Below are 17691 nucleotides of genomic sequence, written 5' to 3' on the forward strand. Positions count from 1 at the left end.
GTACTTTTTATTCTTGGGTCAATATAAAAGCCGAAATCTCCTTAGTGTAGGAAATATCGGCTTTTTCAATTGTTTTTTTTAGGGTGTAACTATTAACCACAAGAACAGTTCAATACTGGTTTTCGTGCTGCTGTTGTTTCATCTAAACGTTTTACAACCGTATCATACGGAGCATTAATGACCATTTCAGGGTTTTCTTCAGCTTCTTTAGCAATTTGAATCATGGTGTCAATGAATCCATCAAGTGTTTCTTTACTTTCTGTTTCCGTTGGCTCAATCATAATACATTCTTCAACATTAAGAGGGAAGTATATTGTTGGTGGATGATATCCAAAATCAAGTAATCGTTTAGCGACATCTAGTGTACGCACACCGTATTGTTTTAATTTTCGACCAGATAAAACAAATTCATGTTTACATACCCCTGGATAAGCAACCTCGTAATATGGGGCTAAACGATGCATCATATAGTTAGCATTGATGACAGCTACTTCAGAGACACGTTTTAATCCGTCTGGTCCATATGTGCGCATATACGTGTATGCACGTACGAGAATACCAAAATTTCCATAGTATGCTTTTACACGACCGATAGATTGAGGACGATCATAATCCCAATAGAATGAGCCATCTTCGTTTTTATTAACAATTGGTTTTGGTAGGAATGGGATCAGTTTACTCTTCACTCCAACTGGACCAGAACCAGGACCTCCACCTCCATGAGGAGTACTCATTGTTTTGTGAAGATTTAAATGTACTACATCAAACCCCATATCCCCTGGGCGAGTAATTCCCATTATGGCATTTGAATTTGCACCATCGTAATATAACAATCCGCCTGCTTCATGAACGATATTTGCAATTTCTACAATTTCTTGTTCGAATAATCCTAGTGTACTTGGATTAGTAAGCATCAATGCAGCAGTATCGTCACCTACAGCATCACGTAAAGCATCCAAATCAACCATTCCACGCTCATCAGATTTAATCGTAATGGTTTCATATCCAGCAGTTGTTGCACTTGCAGGATTCGTTCCATGAGAGGAATCTGGAACAATTACTTTTGATCTTTTTTCGCCACGGCTTTCATGATAAGCTCGGATCATCATAAGTCCTGTCCATTCACCATGTGCACCAGCAGCAGGTTGTAATGTTACTTGATCCATACCTGTTAATACAGCTAAATCATTTTGAAGTGTATAAAGCAATTCAAGGGCGCCTTGAATACTTTCTTCTGGTTGGTGAGGATGGATCTTTGCAAATCCTGGAAAACGAGCAGTATCTTCATTAATTTTAGGATTGTACTTCATAGTACAAGAACCAAGTGGGTAAAAGCCATTATCGATCCCAAAGTTTAAGCGAGATAATTCAGTGTAGTGCCTAATTACGTCTACTTCAAATACTTCAGGTAACTCGGCTGCTTTGCTACGAATCATTGTTTCTGGTACAACTTCATTTAGAGATACTTCAGGAACATCACATTCTGGTAAAGAATATGCAACACGTCCAGGTTTACTAAGTTCAAAAATCAATTTTTTTTCGGGTTTCATATGATTTCCTCCAGTTCACGGATGAATCCATCAATTTCATCTTTCGTTCTTCGTTCTGTAACAGCCAATAACATATGTCCTTCTAACTCAGGATAAGAAGCTCCTAAATCAAAACCACCGATATAACCTTTTTCAATTAATTTAGAATTGATAGCTTTTAAGTCCGTTCCTTCAGGAAGTTTTACAACAAATTCATTGAAAAATGGAGCTTTAAATGCAAGTTTGCCAGACTCAGAGAACTGCTGTGCTGCATAATGTGACTTGTTTATGTTTAACCCAGCTACTTCTTGCATTCCAACTTTACCCATAGTGGACATATAAATAGATGCACATAGTGCAAGCAAAGCTTGGTTTGAACATATATTAGATGTCGCTTTTTCACGACGAATATGCTGTTCACGTGCTTGTAAAGTTAATACAAATCCTCGTTTCCCATCTATATCTGTTGTTTGGCCAACAATTCTACCTGGTATACGTCGCATTAGCTTCTCAGTTACTGCAAAAAATCCACATGTTGGACCACCAAGTGCTGCAGGGATTCCCAGTGGTTGTGCATCACCAACTACAATATCTGCACCAAGTTTACCAGGAGATTCTAACAACCCAAGGGATATTGGGTTCACACTAAGTGCAAGTAATGCTTTTTTCTCATGAACAAAAGGTTCAATGCTTCTAACATCTTCAATACAACCAAAAAAGTTTGGAGATTGAATCAAAACAGCAGCAGTATCTTCATTAATTGATGTTTTAAGTTCATCAACATTTGTTACGCCATTCGTAAATCCAACTTCTACGACTTCAAGCCCTAAACCATGTGCAGTTGTCTGTAATATTTCACGAGCTTCAGGATGAACTGTTTTGGAAACGACAATACGTTTGCGTCTTGTAGCTCCACTTGCTAAGGCTGCCGCTTCAGCTAATGCTGTGGAACCATCGTACATACTAGCGTTTGCAACTTTCATATCCGTTAATTCACAAATATAGGATTGGAATTCAAAAATGGCCTGTAATTCCCCCTGACTAATTTCAGGTTGATAAGGTGTATACGCCGTGTAAAATTCAGAACGAGAGATCATATGGTTGATTACAACTGGAATATGATGGTCATAAATACCAGCACCTAAAAAACTAGGATATTGTTCAAAGTCCGCATTTTTCTCAGCTAATTCACTCATATGTTTTAATAATTCTGGCTCACTTAACGCTCCAGACATTGGCATAGTCCCTTTATATTGAATCGATTCAGGGATATCTGAAAATAATTCTTCGACGGAATTTGCACCGATCGTAGCGAGCATGTCACTTTGATCTTGTTCTGTCATCGGTATATATCGATGCTTTTTCATAAGTTATTCTCCTTCTTTCGTCACTTTTGGTCTTTTATAAAATGGGGCTTTAATTACTTTGGCCTTTAATTTTTTACCACGAATTTCAACCCAAATTTCAGTATCTAATTTTGTGTAATCGATATCTAAGATAGCTAAACCAAGATTCCTTTTTAAAGTTGGAGATTGTGTACCTGTAGTTACTTTTCCGATGTTGTCATCACCAACAAATACGGAATATCCATAACGAGGAATTCCTCTATCTATCATTTCAATGCCTACTAATTTCCTTGTTAGACCTTGTTGTTTTTGTTCTGCCAATGCATCTCTTCCTATGAAATCACCTTTATCTAATTTAACGAAGAAGCCGACACTTGCTTCTAATGGTGTGATGTCTTTAGATAGTTCTTGGCCATAAAGTGGAAGTCTTGCTTCAAAACGGAGGGTATCACGAGCACCTAATCCAACAGGAGTAAGTTCTTCAGGTTCACTCGTATTTAATAAACCTTCCCATACTATAGGTGCATCTTCTGATGAGCAATAAATTTCAAAACCATCTTCACCAGTATACCCAGTTCGAGAAAGTAGTACCTCTACGCCACATACTGTCGCTTGATGAATGAAGTGAAAGGGGGACAGTGAACGAATGTCATTGTCAGTAACACGAGATAAGATTTTTTCAGCATTAGGTCCTTGAAGTGCTAATAATGCCGTTTGATCTGATTTATTTTCAATGATAACATCGCCTGTGATGTGTTTTTGTAACCACTCTAAATCTTTGTCTATGTTTGAAGCATTAACAACTAACATGAATTCGTTTTCGCTGATTTTATAAACTAATAAATCATCAACCACTCCGCCATCGGGATAACACATTAATGTGTATTGTGCTTGGTTCAAATTCAACTTTGTTATATCATTTGTTGTCATATGTTGAATAAAATGCTCAGCATCCTTACCGGTTACGATAAATTCACCCATATGAGAAACATCAAAGAGTCCTGCTTGGTTTCGGACAGCTTCATGTTCTTTTTGAATCCCGAAAAATTGAACAGGTAATTCCCAACCTCCGAAATCAATGCAACGTGCAGATGGGTACTTTTCATATAAGTTAAACAAAGGGGTTCTTTTTAATTCACTCATTTCTTCACCTCTTCTATAAGATTGAAAACACAAAAAAAGACAGACATAAGAATGTACCTATGTTAGCCCAAATATTGAAGCGTTCATAGTTATTATCCCCATGCTCTGTCCTTTGTACCTGAGAGTTGTCTTACACAAAAATATGTAAAAGATTAAAAAATAGTTTTGCATAAGTTTCCCCTTGGGTGATCCTTTAAGAAACAGGATTCTCTCCAGAGGTGCGTCAAGTAAAGGTCCTTTTGCCTGAGAGATTCACCTGTGAAGGCTTACTCCTTCGGCGTTACCTGCAATACTATGGTAATCTCTCCCGCTACCATCATCCGCATATTATGTTGTTGTTCCTGACATGTATATCAAAATTATATTCTTCTATAGTGAAAGGTGTCAATAATAATTTTTCAAACTATTTTTTTAATCTGAATATTGACATAGCCTTACATACTGTTTTATGCTGTGTTAGACAGCAAACTTTGATGCGGATGATGACAGATAAAACTGTCTGATGTGTATCATAACCATACATAATTCAGTTTTTAACCATGAAAGTTCGATTTTAAAGTCAGTACAATGGATTGACCAATGAACTAACTACCGACTTAGAATAGAACTCACATATTTTAACAATAATAATGATTGAAGTGAGGCGTTGAAGATGAGTGAATTAAGAGAGAATTTAGCGTATAGTGAAGACCACGAATGGACTTTATCAGTAGAAGGACAAATTGTGCGTATTGGAATTACTGATTATGCACAAGAACAGTTGGGAGACATTGTATTTGTAGAGTTTCCGGAAGTTGGAGACAGTTTTTCTGAAGGTGATGTAATGGGTACTATTGAGTCAGTAAAAACGGTGTCCGAAATTTATTATCCCGTATCTGGAAAAGTAACAAAAATTAATGATGTCTTAGAAGGTGAACCAGAAAAAGTGAACGCAGAACCATATGATAGTGGCTGGTTAGTTGAAGTGGAAGTTGAAGGCGATGTGAAAGAAGCATTGAGCAAGTTACTTACTGCTGAAGGTTATCGTGCTGTTATTGAATAGGTTGATGTAAAAAATTAGAGTACTATTCCGTTGGAATAGTGCTTTTTTGTTATATGATCCAACTGAACTTATTTCCATATTATGCTAATCAATAAAAATATAGTTTTAAAATGGACGAACATTCCATGTCGTTAACACAAGCACTTCCTCTCAAAAAGCATATTATATAATAATCCTTTTAGAGAGGAGGTGTCATATAATGAAAGCGATGAGCTTCAACATTTTGGCTGATCGAAGAACTTGGCGCGATAGAAGAAGTGGAATTGTAGATATCATTTTAGATTTGGATGCAGATATTGTAGGACTTCAAGAAGCTTTAGATACACAAAGAGCCTACCTAGAAACAGCATTATCTAACGATTATGAACTAATTGAATTTAACATTTCAGGTAATTATGACAACCCTATTTTACTAAAAAATAATCGTTTTATGATCTTAGATCAAGGTACTGTGCTTGGATCAATATGTGGTGGTTTTGATCGTTATATCACATGGTTACTTCTTTTTGACAATGAAACAGAGGAAGAATTTTATTTTTATAATAATCATATTTGCTTTACTCCAGAGTCAACTAAGGAAAACCACGCGATTCAATTAGCACAGCTAATTGACCTACATCAATCAGGTTCATCCAATTGCACTGCTATAGCGGTTGGTGATTTTAATGCGAGAATTAACACGAGTGTCATGCGTTATTTATTAAATCAAGTACCGATTAATGGAATATCCAACCCAGTAAATTTAGATGATACTTGGGATATTACGAATCCAAATGTAAATAGACCTTCTACAACTGAAAGAGGTGCTAGTATCGATTGGATCATCACATTATCTGGAACAAATGTAACGGATGCATTTGTGGGTGATTCGAATGGATACTCAGACCACTATCCATTAACTGCGACCTTTAATTTATAGAGTTATGTCATGTCGAATCATAATAAGTGCTTGAAAAGCCCCATTTATGTTGGTGATATTGTTGGAGATATAAATGCAGCAAAAATTGCAGGAATTCCTTTCATGTATGCCTCTTATGGATTTGGAAATGTTGAACAATATGATTATAAAATTGATAGATTTGATGATATTTTAGATGTATTATAACTGTCAAAAATTACTTGTATTTGTTGTAGTGGGTAAACATGACTTTCTAATTCTTTCTGACCATAGTGATTAAAGTGCTTAATGACCTTCAGACTTGGAAATAATATACTTTATCATCTTTAGTTATTTTCTGAGATTAAACTAAGGCAGGTAAAGAGATTGGATTATCTTAAGGATTTTTTAATTGTTTCATTACGTGTTGTCACAATTTTTCCCCTCCTTTTAATCATGGCACTTTATATGGGAAAGAGGTCTGTAGGCGAGATTCCTGTGTTTGATTTTGTCATTGTAATTGCGATAGGTGCTGTAGTCGGAGCAGATATTGGAGATCCTAATATAGAGCATTTACCAACAGTTTTGGCAATAATATTAATTGGTTTACTGCAGCGTATAGTAAGTACCATAATGATAAAAAGTAGGACATTTGGTAAATGGGTTACTTTTGAACCTACTGTAGTCATTCATAATGGAAATTTATTAAAAGATAATTTGAAAAAAGAACGTTATTCTATTGATAATATTCTTCAAATGTTACGGGAAAAAGATATATTTAATATTGAAGATGTTGAGATGGCAATATTAGAACCAAGTGGTAAGTTATCTGTTTACAAGAAACCAATGAAATCAGCCGTCACTGTTGAGAATCTTAATCTAGATTTAAAACATGAAAAATTTTCTTATCCCATTATTTTAGATGGAGTCGTTTCTGAAAAAGTATTATCTTATATTCAAAAAGACATGAAGTGGTTAGAGACCCAGCTTCTTAATCAAAGTGAAAGAAAAGAAGAGGTATTCTTTGCTTCTGTGAATGAGAATTTAGAAATTCATGTGTCTAAAAATTTACCCACGCAAATTCCTCCAATAGAGCATTAAGAAGATCCCAGCAAATGATTTCGTAAATGCTGAGGATCTTTTATTTTTGATCTTCTGCATCATTCGCAGATAAAATGCCATTCCCCAAAAATAAAAGGCTGCATATGATAATAGAACATCTTTTAAAAACCAACATAAAATTTGTAATTTGAGTGAGAGGGGAACTTTATGAAAAAAACAGAACAATTAAAACAAATCCTCACTTCAGAAGAGCTGGATTTTATTATGGAAGCGCATAACGGTTTATCAGCAGCCATTGTACAAGAAACAGGGTTTAAAGGAATATGGGCAAGTGGATTATCGATCTCAGCTTCGATGGGAGTTAGAGACAATAATGAGGCTTCTTGGACCCAAGTGTTGGAAATTTTAGAGTTTATGAGTGATGCTACGAACATTCCAATCCTATTTGATGGAGATACAGGTTTCGGTAATTTTAATAATGCAAGACGGCTCGTTAAAAAATTAGAACAGCGTCACATTGCAGGAGTATGTATAGAAGATAAACTTTTTCCTAAAACGAATTCATTCATTAATGCTGCTACTCAACCGCTTGCAGACATTGATGAATTTTCAGGCAAAATTAAAGCAATGAAAGATGCTCAAACAGATGATGATTTCATTGTAGTAGCCAGAGTGGAAGCTTTTATAACAGGTTGGGGCTTAGATGAAGCTCTGAAACGTGCAGAAGCATATCGAGAAGCAGGAGCGGATGCTATACTCATTCACAGCAAAAAGTCAGATTTTACAGAGATCGAATCGTTTATGAAAGAATGGTCGGGAAGAAGTCCAATTGTACTTGTACCTACGAAATATTATACTACACCAACTGAACTGTTTAAGGATGTGGGTGCTAATTTAGTGATTTGGGCGAATCACAATTTAAGAGCCTCCATTGATGCAATAAAAAATATTTCAGGAATGATCTATCGTGATGAAAGTATATTTCGCGCTGAAAACCTGGTAGCTGCCCTTGAAGAGGTCTTTAGGCTGCAAAATTCTAATGAGCTTCATTTAGCAGAACGTAAATATCTCCCTAGAAAAAATACAACTGAAAAAAATTACAGACAGTAATTTATTTGAAATTAACTTTTGAAAAAAAGGAGGTGTTTACGCTGGGGAATATAAGCAAACACAAATGGGCGAAATATCAGTATATGATGAATAATGAAGCCTTGATTCCGTACGTACCTGAAACATACTTGATGGATAAAGGAGATTTATGGCTGTTACTCGATAAATATGAGCATGTGATATTAAAACCTTCCAAAGGGAGTAGAGGACGTGGAGTTATATTAGTGTCTACAGAGGGAAATAATCAATATAAAATTCATAGTGAAGATAACATTGTTACAAAAAAGGGGAAAGAAAAAACTTATAAGTATTTGAAAGATAAAATCGATAATTATATTATTCAGCAAAGTATCTTCAGACCTACAATCAATCAATGTCCTTTTGACTTAAGAGTTATAACTCAAAGGAAGAAAGGCTCTAATAAATGGGTGGTTACAGGAAAGGTAGCAAAGGTTGCTGGGGAAGGATTTATAGTCTCCAACATAACAAGGAGTAAAGGGCAAGTTTTACCAGCCAGTTCAGCTATTCAGATGTCTACAATTAAAAATCTATCATATAAATCACTACTAAGGAAAATTGATAGAGTTGCTTTAACTACAGCTCACCACTTAGTTAAATATTATAAGAAAAATCGTATATTTGGGTTAGATATAGCTTTGGATCAGGAGGGTCATGTATGGATTCTTGAAGCAAACTTAAAACCATTCACCTCACATTTTAAGATGCTTGAGGATAAAAGAATGTATCGGAGAATTAAGAGATATGCAAGAAGTTAATGTTGAGATCATAGTGCCCTACTAATTATAGTACGGGCATTTCTTCATAACTTATTTAGTTGCAGAAGGTAAGGTGAGAGTGTTTGATTGAAACAAAAATGTTTGGTGATGAATTAAAAAAATTGAAATTTTTAAAATATATAGGAGTTCCATGTTCTTTCCTAAAAAGTTTAATTAATTTTGCAGCGAATGAATGTGAATATATTACTGCAACAAATGAAGGTGAAGCAGTAGCGATAGCATCAGGAATTTCAATAGGAGGTATTAAACCTGTTGTTCTTATGCAAAATTCTGGATTAACAAACGCCGTATCTCCATTAACCTCTCTGATATTTCCATTTCGAATCCCTTTTCTTGGTTTCGTGAGTTTACGAGGGGAGGAAGGGATATCAGATGAGCCACAGCATGAATTGATGGGTCAGATAACAACAAAGATGCTTGATTTAATGCAGGTCGAATGGCAATATTTGTCCTCAAATTTAGATGAAGCGATACAGCAATTATACCTTGCAAATAAGCATTTGGACAATAATCGTTGTTTTTTCTTCGTTGTGAGAAAAGGTACTTTTACTGAAGAAAAATTAAAAAAAGAGCATTTAGTTACTCATGTAAATCATCATACAATGAACTATCATTCAATGAATCAGATTCCTTCTAGGTTCGAGGCTTTGAAAGTGATTAATGAACTGAAAGATCATCAAACTATTCAGATTGCTACAACAGGAAAAACCGGTAGAGAATTATATGAAATCGAGGATGCAGAAAATAATTTATATATGGTTGGCTCAATGGGATGTGTTAGCTCAATAGGATTAGGTGTAGCTTTGTCTAGACCTGATAACAATGTAGTTGTCCTTGATGGTGATGGTTCGTTACTTATGAGAATGGGATGTTTAGCTACGAACGGTTACAATCACCCGAAGAATATGCTTCATATATTATTAGATAACCATGCTTATGAATCTACTGGCGCGCAAAGTACAGTATCTCATAATATTGATTTTATTAATATAGCTGCTTCATGTGGATATGTAAATTCAATATATATACACAACTTAAATGAACTAGTGAATGAAATAAATAAGTGGAAAGAAAACAAAGGATTAACTTTTCTATATTTGGAAATTTCCAAAGAATCTAAAAGTAAGTTAGGTCGTCCTTCGATTAAACCTTATGAGGTTAAAAAGAGATTAATGCAATTTTTTAGTAAATAAAGGGTGAATCATAAATGAATAGTATTAAGCGAAATATTTTATTAAATCCAGGTCCGGCAACAACTACAGATAGTGTCAAATGGGCGCAAGTCGTGCCAGATATTTGTCCTCGTGAAGTTGAATTTGGTCAACTTATGAATTCTGTCTCCACAGATCTAACTCAATTTGTTGCTGATCCTACTGACTATGTTACCGTTTTATTTAGTGGATCTGGTACCTCAGCAGTGGAATCCATTTTATGTTCATGTGTGTCTCAGGATGATTCTCTACTCATTATCAATAATGGTGCATATGGTGAACGGATGGTTAAGATTGCTAATACTTATAAATTGAATGTTGTAGAGTTTAAAAGTGTTCCCTATCATGCGATAGACTTAAACCTTTTAGAACAAACGATTCAAACTTGTACAAGAAAAATTACTCATCTTGCTGTAGTGCATCATGAAACAACAACAGGTTTGTTAAATAATGTGAAATTGATTGGAGAGATTTGTGTTAAACATGAAATTGATCTTATTGTTGACGCTATGAGTTCTTATGCTGCAATTCCAATTCAGATGAATGAAATGAACATATCATATTTGGCAGCAAGCTCCAACAAAAATCTTCAGGGAATGGCTGGCATTTCGTTTGTTATTGCAAAAGTAAGCAAATTAGAACAGTTAGAGAATGCAGATATTAGGAGTTATTATTTGAATTTGTATGAGCAATACAAATATTTTTCCAAAAACAAACAAATGCGATTTACACCACCTGTTCAAACGATGTATGCACTAAAACAAGCTATTATAGAATTACAAGAAGAGGGTATTACTGAACGATATATTAGGTATACTCGTTCATGGGAGAGGTTAATTAGTGGAACATACCGTTTAGGATTATCATACTTAGTACCAGAAGCTCACCACTCCAAAATCATTACTGCAATCATAGAACCAGACATTTCTCAATATAACTTCCCCAATATGCATCAATATTTCTACAAACATAATATAATGATTTATCCTGGAAAATTGGATGAATTCAATACGTTTAGAATAGCAAATATCGGCGCTATTACTTACAAGGATATTGATACTTTTTTAGATTTGTTAGAACATTATCTTACAAGTATATCGGTTGAAATATGAACTCTGAATGATGTAAAATCATTGGATTCTCAGTGAAAACATTCAAAAAATAGACGCTTTACCATGTTAAGCAGTCCATACCATTTTTGATCACCTGCATAAAATACAGTATATGTAGTTGGAGGTGATTACGATCTCAATTGATAGAGTTATAGCTAGTAAATGGGAGAAGACTGTTGTACTATTACAAAATCGTACTTTAAGAAAATTTGTTCCTGAGACTGAAAGGTTAAACTCTCAAAAACTCCAAAGGATGCTAAAGAGACATAAGATGGTGTATGTTAAACCAGTCAAAGGTGGCGGAGGAGTGGGGGTTATGAAAATAAATAAATTGTCAAATAGAAATGGAATAAGATTCAAGCTCCAAAATACCACCAGCGTAAAACGATTTAAAACCTTTGGTGGATTATACAAATCATTGCAGAAACAAATGAAGAGTAGAGATTATATCATTCAAAAGGGAATTTCTTTACTTAAATATCAAAATAAATTGATGGACCTTCGCATTATGGTGCAGGAAAATTTAAAGAACCAATGGGAAGTGACGGGTTCTGCTGCAAGAATAGGTCCAACAAAAAAAATAGTTACAAATGTAAGTAGTGGGGGTATCACCGTTGATTTTAAAAAGATGTTAAACCATTTTTATGAAGATAAAACAGAGCAAGATCAATTTTTAGATTCATTACATCAAATGAGTTTGGAGATAGCAAAGCAATTGCAAAAATATAATCCTAATTTAAAAGAAATTGGAGTGGATATCGGACTAGATGATCAAATGCACCCATGGATATTAGAGGTAAATACAAAACCTGATCCACGTATATTTTTTAGGGATAAGAGTACTATTGAGAAAGTTGTTCGATATGGACGTGCATATGGTAGAAAATATGACCTGACACCTAAGTTTAAACATGAAAAAAAGTACGCTAATAAATTAGGGGAAATCACATGATCAACTCACAACTTTAGCTAGTTGTGTTTTTTTGTTAAAGCAATTTGAAATTTTATTTGCATATTTTTGCAATATAATGCTATGATAATCTATATACATAAGTTTTCTAGGTAGGTGATAAAATGTTCAATAGAGAATTAGTAAAGGGGAGTACCTCATTAGTTGTTTTACAGCTGTTAAACGAGAGAGATATGTACGGTTATGAACTGGCTAAAGAATTTGGACGTCGGAGTGAGCAGCTTCTTCAAGTAAAAGAAGGGACTTTATATCCTGCTTTACATAAACTAGAGAAGCAAACATACATCGAATGTTATTGGCAGGAACAAAAAAAAGGACCCGCCCGTAAATATTATAGAATAACTGAAGAAGGTAAAGAAATGCTGCTTACGAAAACTTCAGAATGGGAAAAATTTGTAAGTGTAATGAATAAAGTATTAAGTGAGACAAAACATGACTTATCATAAAGTGAAAAAGCAGTACTTAGAAGAATTGGGGAATGAGCTAAAGAAACACGCTGAAAAAGATGAAATTCTTCTTGATTATGAACAACATATTTCGGAGTTAGCAAATGATTGTAATATTGAGATTCAAACAGAACAAGAATGGATGTTTTACATTACAGACCGATTAGGAACACCTAAAGGAGTGGCTAGAATTTGGCGAGAAGAATTAGCTGTCTCTCATAATCGAACACTTATCTATTTTTTGTTTGTTAACTTATTGTTCTTTTTCATAGGAGGATTATTAACTGTATTACATTTCACACTTGGCTTGCAGTGGCTTACCGAAGTTTGGCGGTATTTAACTTCAATTCCATCTTTATTAATGACTTTATATATGTTCTTCTGGGCATTGTTAGGATATGAGATTGGTAAGAGTTTCGGTGCAAATGGGAAAAAACTATTAAAGAAAACGTTCACCATTGCCATTATTCCTAATCTTTCCCTTTTGATATTCGTCTTATTTCAAATTATACCTCATGAATGGTTTTATCCTTTACTGACTGAATCATTTATTTTACTTTGTATCACATCTACGATTTTCCTCTATCCCATAAGTTATTTAGGATTTTGTTGGGGGAAAAAGAAGTCGGTGTAATTTTTTTGAATTGCTACATAGAAATTCTATATACTTTAATTTTCTTATAAGTTGGAGGGAATGTATGATGAGTTCACAATTGCAAAAGTCAGATTTAAAATTACTAGCTGCATGTCTGCTTTTAGCTGTATTATTTGAACAAAGTTTTTTTCATGGAACAGTAGGGGTATCGTACATCATTTTTGTTGTTGCTTTCTATTGGTTATATTATTGGCGGTTTCGCAAATTCCCTTTATCAAATCATCGATTGGGATTTTTACTTTTAATATGCATTTGGTTATTAGCATTAAGTTATTTATTATATTCAAATCCATTTTTTTACGTAATGAATGCGTTTATCATTCCTTGCTTGATTATTATTCATATTGTACTCATTTCAAATCAAAGTAAAATACAATGGTATCAATTGAGGTTTCTTTCGCTCATTTTTAAAAGTATTTCTGATTCTTTTTCATTCCTTGGACAGTTTTTTAAATTAGGTAAAACTTCAATGTTAACAAAGATGGATGAAGGTCATGTTCAGATGTTTAAAAAAATAAGTCTGGGGCTTATGATATCATTCCCTGTGTTAGTCATCGTCATCGGCTTACTTTCATCGGCAGATCAAAGATTTAGTAGTTTAATGAGTAGCTTGCCTAATATGATGATTGATGTACCGTTGGCCGAATGGATTGTTAGAACCATCATCATTATCGTATATACTTTAGCCGTATTTGGTTTTATTGGAAGTTTAAGAAAATCTAACACTGTTGTTGCTTCTAATGTAGTTGAGAAGAAATTAGTTACACTAGATGGTATTATCATTGCTACAATTTTGATTCTATTGGATGTTGTGTATGTATTATTTGTGTCTGTACAGTTTCAATATTTCTTTAGTGACACTCTTCATTCTGGTTATACCTATGCGGAATATGCTCGTCGTGGATTTTTTGAATTGCTGCTTGTATCTTTGATCAATTTATCAGTGTTAAGCGGAGTATTAACATTTACGAAGGTTGACTCTAGAAGGATGAAACGGTTAATACAAATTTTGTTATCGATACTCATCACTGCAAGTGGTATCATGCTTGTTTCAGCCTTTCTTCGTTTAAATTTATACGAAGAATTTTACGGATATACATTTTACAGAGTTTTGCCACATTCATTTACGGTCTTTCTCGGAATCGTTTTTGCCTATACTTTAGTTAAGGTATGGATTGACAGATTAACGATCCGACATTTTTATTTTATATCTGCATTAATTTATTACACGTTTTTGAATGTCATGAATGTAGATCAATTCATTGTGAATGAAAATATGAAAAGATATGAGGAAACAGGGGTTATTGATGTGCATTATTTGAGTCAGTCAGATCCTGGGATCATCGAACTAATTGATTTATATGAAACAAATCCTAAAGATATAGAATACGAAATAAAAGAACAACTGCAAATACGTAAAAATGAATTAATTGAGAATGAAATGTCTTGGCAATCATTCAATTTTACTAGATATACAACTGAAGAGCGATTAAAGAACCTTAACTTAGAGTGAATTTTCACAGAAGAATGACTAATTCCATGTTACGACAATACTTACAAATACGGGTGAAATGATGAATATTGAAGTCAAATCAATCGAAAACGAAAAGGAATTTATGATAAAACAAATACTGATTTTCGATGAGCAGAGAATGAAAGGGACCATCGTTCAATTCACACCACATTCTGATAGTGAATCCATCTATGAATACCATGATTATTTTAGCAATTCCCTTTTTGATGATTTAGTAATAACTAAAAATGAAGCGATTCAACTTTTTGATCGATTTAATGGAAAGTGGGAATTTAAAATCGCAGTTTTAAAAACTAATCGTTTAAACATACAATTTTGGCGATCAACGATATCTAGTTATACAGAAGGTGATTTTGAAGAATACATTGAATTAGCTCAAGATGGGGATTTTCAAGTTTTCAAGTTTTATAATGATTGTTATCGTTATTACATGAAACCATTATTAAAAATTTATGGGTATTAATAATAGAGCAATTTAGAATCATCTATTAAATGTTATAATATGACAATAGGTTAAGTTAAGGAGTCGATGATATGAGTGAAAAAGACCAACAATATACAATGGAGGAATTTCATAAGAAATGCGCTGTCAATTTATTTAATCAAGTATGGGATCTGTTACAAAAAGATTCTCGAAATACGATGGAAGACGATACTATGATACATGCTGCACACGCATCAAGATATCATTGGGGAATTATCGGTAAAGAAGAGAATTTAGCACGAGGTGAGTGGCAAATTTCTAGAGTTTATTCCGTACTAAAAAAGTCTGAAAGAGCGATTTATCATGCACAAAGATGTTTAGATATTTGCTTAGAAAATCAAATCGGTGATTGGGACCTGGCTTTTGCCTATGAAGCACTTGCCCGAGCATATAAAGTAACAAATGATATTGAAAAAACTAACAAATATCTTAAATTAGCAAATGAAGCTGGAGAAAATATACAAGATCCAAGGGACAAAGAAGTGTTGATTAAAGATCTACAAACGGTATAAAGATTATTCTACAATTCGATATAGGTATCATGTGGACGATTTTTCTTGTGAAAGGAGAATCGTTTTTTTTTGTCAAAAAAAGTTTATTCCGAAACATCATGCATATTTATTTTGCATAATATTAGCAATATGTAGTGGCTTTTAATTTCGAGGTATAACTGCATCCAATTCATAAATAAACCTTATTGTAGGTGAAGAAACGGAGGATGCTTAACGTGAGTTTTCATTTACTGAATCAACAACAAATGCTTAATATCATTAGAAAAGGGATTGAAAAATCACAATCTCCAAAACATATTATTGTTGTTGGAGCTGGATTAGCTGGTCTCGTCGCAGCATCTTTATTAAAGGAAGCTGGGCATAAAGTCACCATTCTGGAAGCGAATAATAGAGTGGGAGGACGTGTTAATACTTTGCGCTCTCCTTTTAGTAACGGGTTATTTTTCAATGCGGGAGCAATGCGTATTCCTAATTTCCACTACCTATCCTTAGAATATGTTAAAAAGTTTGAATTGCCTATGAATTTATTTATTTATCAAACTCCTATGGATATCATTTACGCAAATGGCGTCAAAACACGTCGTGGTATGTTTGAACGTAATCCAAGAATTTTAAATTATCCAGTGAATCCAAATGAAAGAGATAAGACAGCTGAATATCTAATGCTTTTAGCACTTCAACCTTACTTTGATTTCATCAAACAAGATCCAGAAAAAAATTGGGCTATAGTAGAAAAAAACAATAGAAAACTCTCGTTTAGGTTTCTCTTAAATTCGATTTATTCAGAGAGTGTTGTTGATATGATTGGTACACTTCTGAATATGGAAGCATTTTTGGGGGTATCTTTAAATGAGGTATTACGACAAATGGAGTTTTTCAAATCAACCACTTGTTATTATGAGATATCGGGAGGTATGGACCGATTACCAATGGCATTTCTACCACAACTAAATGAAAATATAAAATTTAATCATAAAATAATAAAAATAGAAAACTTAAATAACAATGTAAATATCCAGTCCATTAATCAGAAAAACTCAAAGTCTTTCAATATAACTGGAGATCTTGCTATAGTGACTATACCATTTTCAACATTACGATTTGTAAAAATTGAACCATACGATTCTTTCTCCTATCATAAAAGAAAAGCCATACGTGAACTCAACTATATGACCTCAACAAAGATAGCAATCGAATTTAAAAGCAGGTTTTGGGAAAAAGAAGGTCAATTTGGTGGTAAAACCGTAACAGATTTGCCTATACGTTTTACATATTTTCCAAGTCATGGACTTGGAACAAAAGGACACGCCATAGTTTTAGCAAGTTATACGTGGGAAGATGATGCTTTAATGTGGGATAGTCTCGATGAAGGAGAACGCGTTCAATATGCTTTAATGAATTTAGCAGAAATTTATGGGGATCAGGTATATAGAGAATTCGTAACAGGTGCTTCCTTTAGCTGGAGTCAGAATTCATATTCAGCGGGAGCATTTTCGGCTTATAGTCCTGGACAGAAAATAGAGCTATATCCTTACTTAACTATACCTCAAGGAAGAGTACACTTTGCAGGAGAACATACTTCCATTACACATGGTTGGATCCAGGGAGCAATTGAATCGGGAATACGAGTGGCGTATGAAGTAAACGAACTACCAAAATAATATGGGGAATGAACGTGTATGATAGATGATGCATATAAAATAAGAGTTTCTTCTCTATTAAGGGAAGAAACTCTTATTTTTTCAAGATACCATGAGTGTTTTTAATAGAAACATCTGTGAATGCTTACTTTCATCTTATTACATTACACCACGTGTTGACACAGACAAATGCGGATTTTATATGAAATTCACATTCTTCT

The 17691-nt window shown here is 34.0% G+C and carries 18 protein-coding genes and 1 riboswitch; of the genes, 15 read left to right on the forward strand and 3 right to left on the reverse strand.

What is annotated here, in order from left to right:
* Positions 1 to 92 precede the first annotated feature (92 nt).
* Genes gcvPB through gcvT form a run of 3 tightly spaced genes read right to left on the reverse strand, consistent with a single transcriptional unit; the run spans position 93 to position 4018 of the window.
* Positions 93 to 1550, reverse strand: coding sequence for an aminomethyl-transferring glycine dehydrogenase subunit GcvPB (gene gcvPB, locus EPK97_RS16050; protein WP_162037637.1), 1458 nt, complete (start codon positions 1548 to 1550; stop codon positions 93 to 95).
* Positions 1547 to 2896, reverse strand: a complete 1350-nt coding sequence (gene gcvPA, locus EPK97_RS16055; protein ID WP_162037638.1) for an aminomethyl-transferring glycine dehydrogenase subunit GcvPA — start codon at positions 2894 to 2896, stop codon at positions 1547 to 1549. Before gcvPA ends, gcvPB begins: the two co-directional genes overlap by 4 nt.
* Before the next feature lie 3 nt (positions 2897 to 2899).
* Positions 2900 to 4018 carry a glycine cleavage system aminomethyltransferase GcvT gene (gene gcvT / locus EPK97_RS16060; RefSeq protein ID WP_162037639.1) on the reverse strand — a complete coding sequence of 373 codons (1119 nt, stop codon included), beginning with the start codon at positions 4016 to 4018 and terminating at the stop codon, positions 2900 to 2902.
* A 221-nt stretch (positions 4019 to 4239) separates the two neighbouring features.
* A riboswitch (glycine riboswitch) is annotated at positions 4240 to 4338 on the reverse strand.
* 332 nt (positions 4339 to 4670) lie between these two features.
* On the opposite strand from gcvT, the gene gcvH reads away from it, so the two are divergent.
* The 15 genes from gcvH to EPK97_RS16135 all read left to right on the forward strand — a co-directional run bounded on the left by gcvH (position 4671) and on the right by EPK97_RS16135 (position 17491).
* Complete coding sequence (gene gcvH / locus EPK97_RS16065) at positions 4671 to 5060, forward strand: glycine cleavage system protein GcvH (protein WP_162037640.1); 390 nt, start codon at positions 4671 to 4673, stop codon at positions 5058 to 5060.
* Between the two features lie 199 nt (positions 5061 to 5259).
* Positions 5260 to 5979 carry an endonuclease/exonuclease/phosphatase family protein gene (locus EPK97_RS16070; protein ID WP_162037641.1) on the forward strand — a complete coding sequence of 240 codons (720 nt, stop codon included), beginning with the start codon at positions 5260 to 5262 and terminating at the stop codon, positions 5977 to 5979.
* 9 nt (positions 5980 to 5988) lie between these two features.
* The gene (locus EPK97_RS16075; RefSeq protein WP_205690277.1) at positions 5989 to 6165 is read left to right on the forward strand and encodes an HAD family hydrolase; all 177 of its coding nucleotides are present in this window, start codon (positions 5989 to 5991) and stop codon (positions 6163 to 6165) included.
* A 159-nt stretch (positions 6166 to 6324) separates the two neighbouring features.
* Positions 6325 to 7038, forward strand: a complete 714-nt coding sequence (locus EPK97_RS16080) for a DUF421 domain-containing protein (protein WP_162037642.1) — start codon at positions 6325 to 6327, stop codon at positions 7036 to 7038.
* A gap of 168 nt (positions 7039 to 7206) precedes the next feature.
* Positions 7207 to 8109, forward strand: a complete 903-nt coding sequence (gene aepX, locus EPK97_RS16085) for a phosphoenolpyruvate mutase (protein WP_162037643.1) — start codon at positions 7207 to 7209, stop codon at positions 8107 to 8109.
* A gap of 32 nt (positions 8110 to 8141) precedes the next feature.
* On the forward strand, positions 8142 to 8885 hold the full coding sequence (locus EPK97_RS16090; protein ID WP_338075724.1) for a YheC/YheD family protein: 744 nt from the start codon (positions 8142 to 8144) through the stop codon (positions 8883 to 8885).
* An 86-nt stretch (positions 8886 to 8971) separates the two neighbouring features.
* Positions 8972 to 10099 carry a phosphonopyruvate decarboxylase gene (gene aepY, locus EPK97_RS16095; protein WP_162037678.1) on the forward strand — a complete coding sequence of 376 codons (1128 nt, stop codon included), beginning with the start codon at positions 8972 to 8974 and terminating at the stop codon, positions 10097 to 10099.
* 14 nt (positions 10100 to 10113) lie between these two features.
* Complete coding sequence (locus EPK97_RS16100; protein ID WP_162037644.1) at positions 10114 to 11229, forward strand: 2-aminoethylphosphonate aminotransferase; 1116 nt, start codon at positions 10114 to 10116, stop codon at positions 11227 to 11229.
* Between the two features lie 124 nt (positions 11230 to 11353).
* Entirely contained in the window at positions 11354 to 12181 is an 828-nt protein-coding gene (locus EPK97_RS16105; RefSeq protein ID WP_162037645.1) for a YheC/YheD family protein, read from the forward strand.
* 122 nt (positions 12182 to 12303) lie between these two features.
* Positions 12304 to 12645: a PadR family transcriptional regulator gene (locus EPK97_RS16110; RefSeq protein WP_162037646.1), complete on the forward strand. Its 342-nt coding sequence runs from the start codon at positions 12304 to 12306 to the stop codon at positions 12643 to 12645.
* Positions 12632 to 13279, forward strand: coding sequence for a DUF1700 domain-containing protein (locus tag EPK97_RS16115; protein WP_162037647.1), 648 nt, complete (start codon positions 12632 to 12634; stop codon positions 13277 to 13279). Before EPK97_RS16110 ends, EPK97_RS16115 begins: the two co-directional genes overlap by 14 nt.
* A 67-nt stretch (positions 13280 to 13346) precedes the next feature.
* The gene (locus EPK97_RS16120) at positions 13347 to 14813 is read left to right on the forward strand and encodes a DUF4153 domain-containing protein (RefSeq protein ID WP_162037649.1); all 1467 of its coding nucleotides are present in this window, start codon (positions 13347 to 13349) and stop codon (positions 14811 to 14813) included.
* Between the two features lie 61 nt (positions 14814 to 14874).
* Complete coding sequence (locus tag EPK97_RS16125; RefSeq protein ID WP_162037650.1) at positions 14875 to 15297, forward strand: hypothetical protein; 423 nt, start codon at positions 14875 to 14877, stop codon at positions 15295 to 15297.
* Positions 15298 to 15368: 71 nt separating this feature from the next.
* Entirely contained in the window at positions 15369 to 15830 is a 462-nt protein-coding gene (locus EPK97_RS16130) for a hypothetical protein (protein WP_162037651.1), read from the forward strand.
* Positions 15831 to 16075: 245 nt separating this feature from the next.
* Positions 16076 to 17491, forward strand: a complete 1416-nt coding sequence (locus EPK97_RS16135) for a flavin monoamine oxidase family protein (protein ID WP_240903854.1) — start codon at positions 16076 to 16078, stop codon at positions 17489 to 17491.
* Positions 17492 to 17691 lie beyond the last annotated feature (200 nt).

Source organism: Chengkuizengella sediminis, from assembly GCF_010078385.1.
In the GTDB taxonomy this organism is placed as follows: domain Bacteria; phylum Bacillota; class Bacilli; order Paenibacillales; family KCTC-33759; genus Chengkuizengella; species Chengkuizengella sediminis.

What these genes read in the sequence shown, in the direction of transcription:
- gcvH (WP_162037640.1), top strand. Translation starts at nt 4,671, where the DNA reads ATGAGTGAATTAAGAGAGAATTTAGCGTATAGTGAAGACCACGAATGG.
- EPK97_RS16115 (WP_162037647.1), top strand. Translation starts at nt 12,632, where the DNA reads ATGACTTATCATAAAGTGAAAAAGCAGTACTTAGAAGAATTGGGGAAT.
- gcvT (WP_162037639.1), bottom strand. Translation starts at nt 4,018, where the DNA reads ATGAGTGAATTAAAAAGAACCCCTTTGTTTAACTTATATGAAAAGTAC.
- EPK97_RS16070 (WP_162037641.1), top strand. Translation starts at nt 5,260, where the DNA reads ATGAAAGCGATGAGCTTCAACATTTTGGCTGATCGAAGAACTTGGCGC.
- gcvPB (WP_162037637.1), bottom strand. Translation starts at nt 1,550, where the DNA reads ATGAAACCCGAAAAAAAATTGATTTTTGAACTTAGTAAACCTGGACGT.
- EPK97_RS16075 (WP_205690277.1), top strand. Translation starts at nt 5,989, where the DNA reads ATGTCGAATCATAATAAGTGCTTGAAAAGCCCCATTTATGTTGGTGAT.
- EPK97_RS16120 (WP_162037649.1), top strand. Translation starts at nt 13,347, where the DNA reads ATGAGTTCACAATTGCAAAAGTCAGATTTAAAATTACTAGCTGCATGT.
- aepX (WP_162037643.1), top strand. Translation starts at nt 7,207, where the DNA reads ATGAAAAAAACAGAACAATTAAAACAAATCCTCACTTCAGAAGAGCTG.
- EPK97_RS16100 (WP_162037644.1), top strand. Translation starts at nt 10,114, where the DNA reads ATGAATAGTATTAAGCGAAATATTTTATTAAATCCAGGTCCGGCAACA.
- EPK97_RS16125 (WP_162037650.1), top strand. Translation starts at nt 14,875, where the DNA reads ATGAATATTGAAGTCAAATCAATCGAAAACGAAAAGGAATTTATGATA.
- gcvPA (WP_162037638.1), bottom strand. Translation starts at nt 2,896, where the DNA reads ATGAAAAAGCATCGATATATACCGATGACAGAACAAGATCAAAGTGAC.
- EPK97_RS16130 (WP_162037651.1), top strand. Translation starts at nt 15,369, where the DNA reads ATGAGTGAAAAAGACCAACAATATACAATGGAGGAATTTCATAAGAAA.
- EPK97_RS16135 (WP_240903854.1), top strand. Translation starts at nt 16,076, where the DNA reads ATGCTTAATATCATTAGAAAAGGGATTGAAAAATCACAATCTCCAAAA.
- EPK97_RS16110 (WP_162037646.1), top strand. Translation starts at nt 12,304, where the DNA reads ATGTTCAATAGAGAATTAGTAAAGGGGAGTACCTCATTAGTTGTTTTA.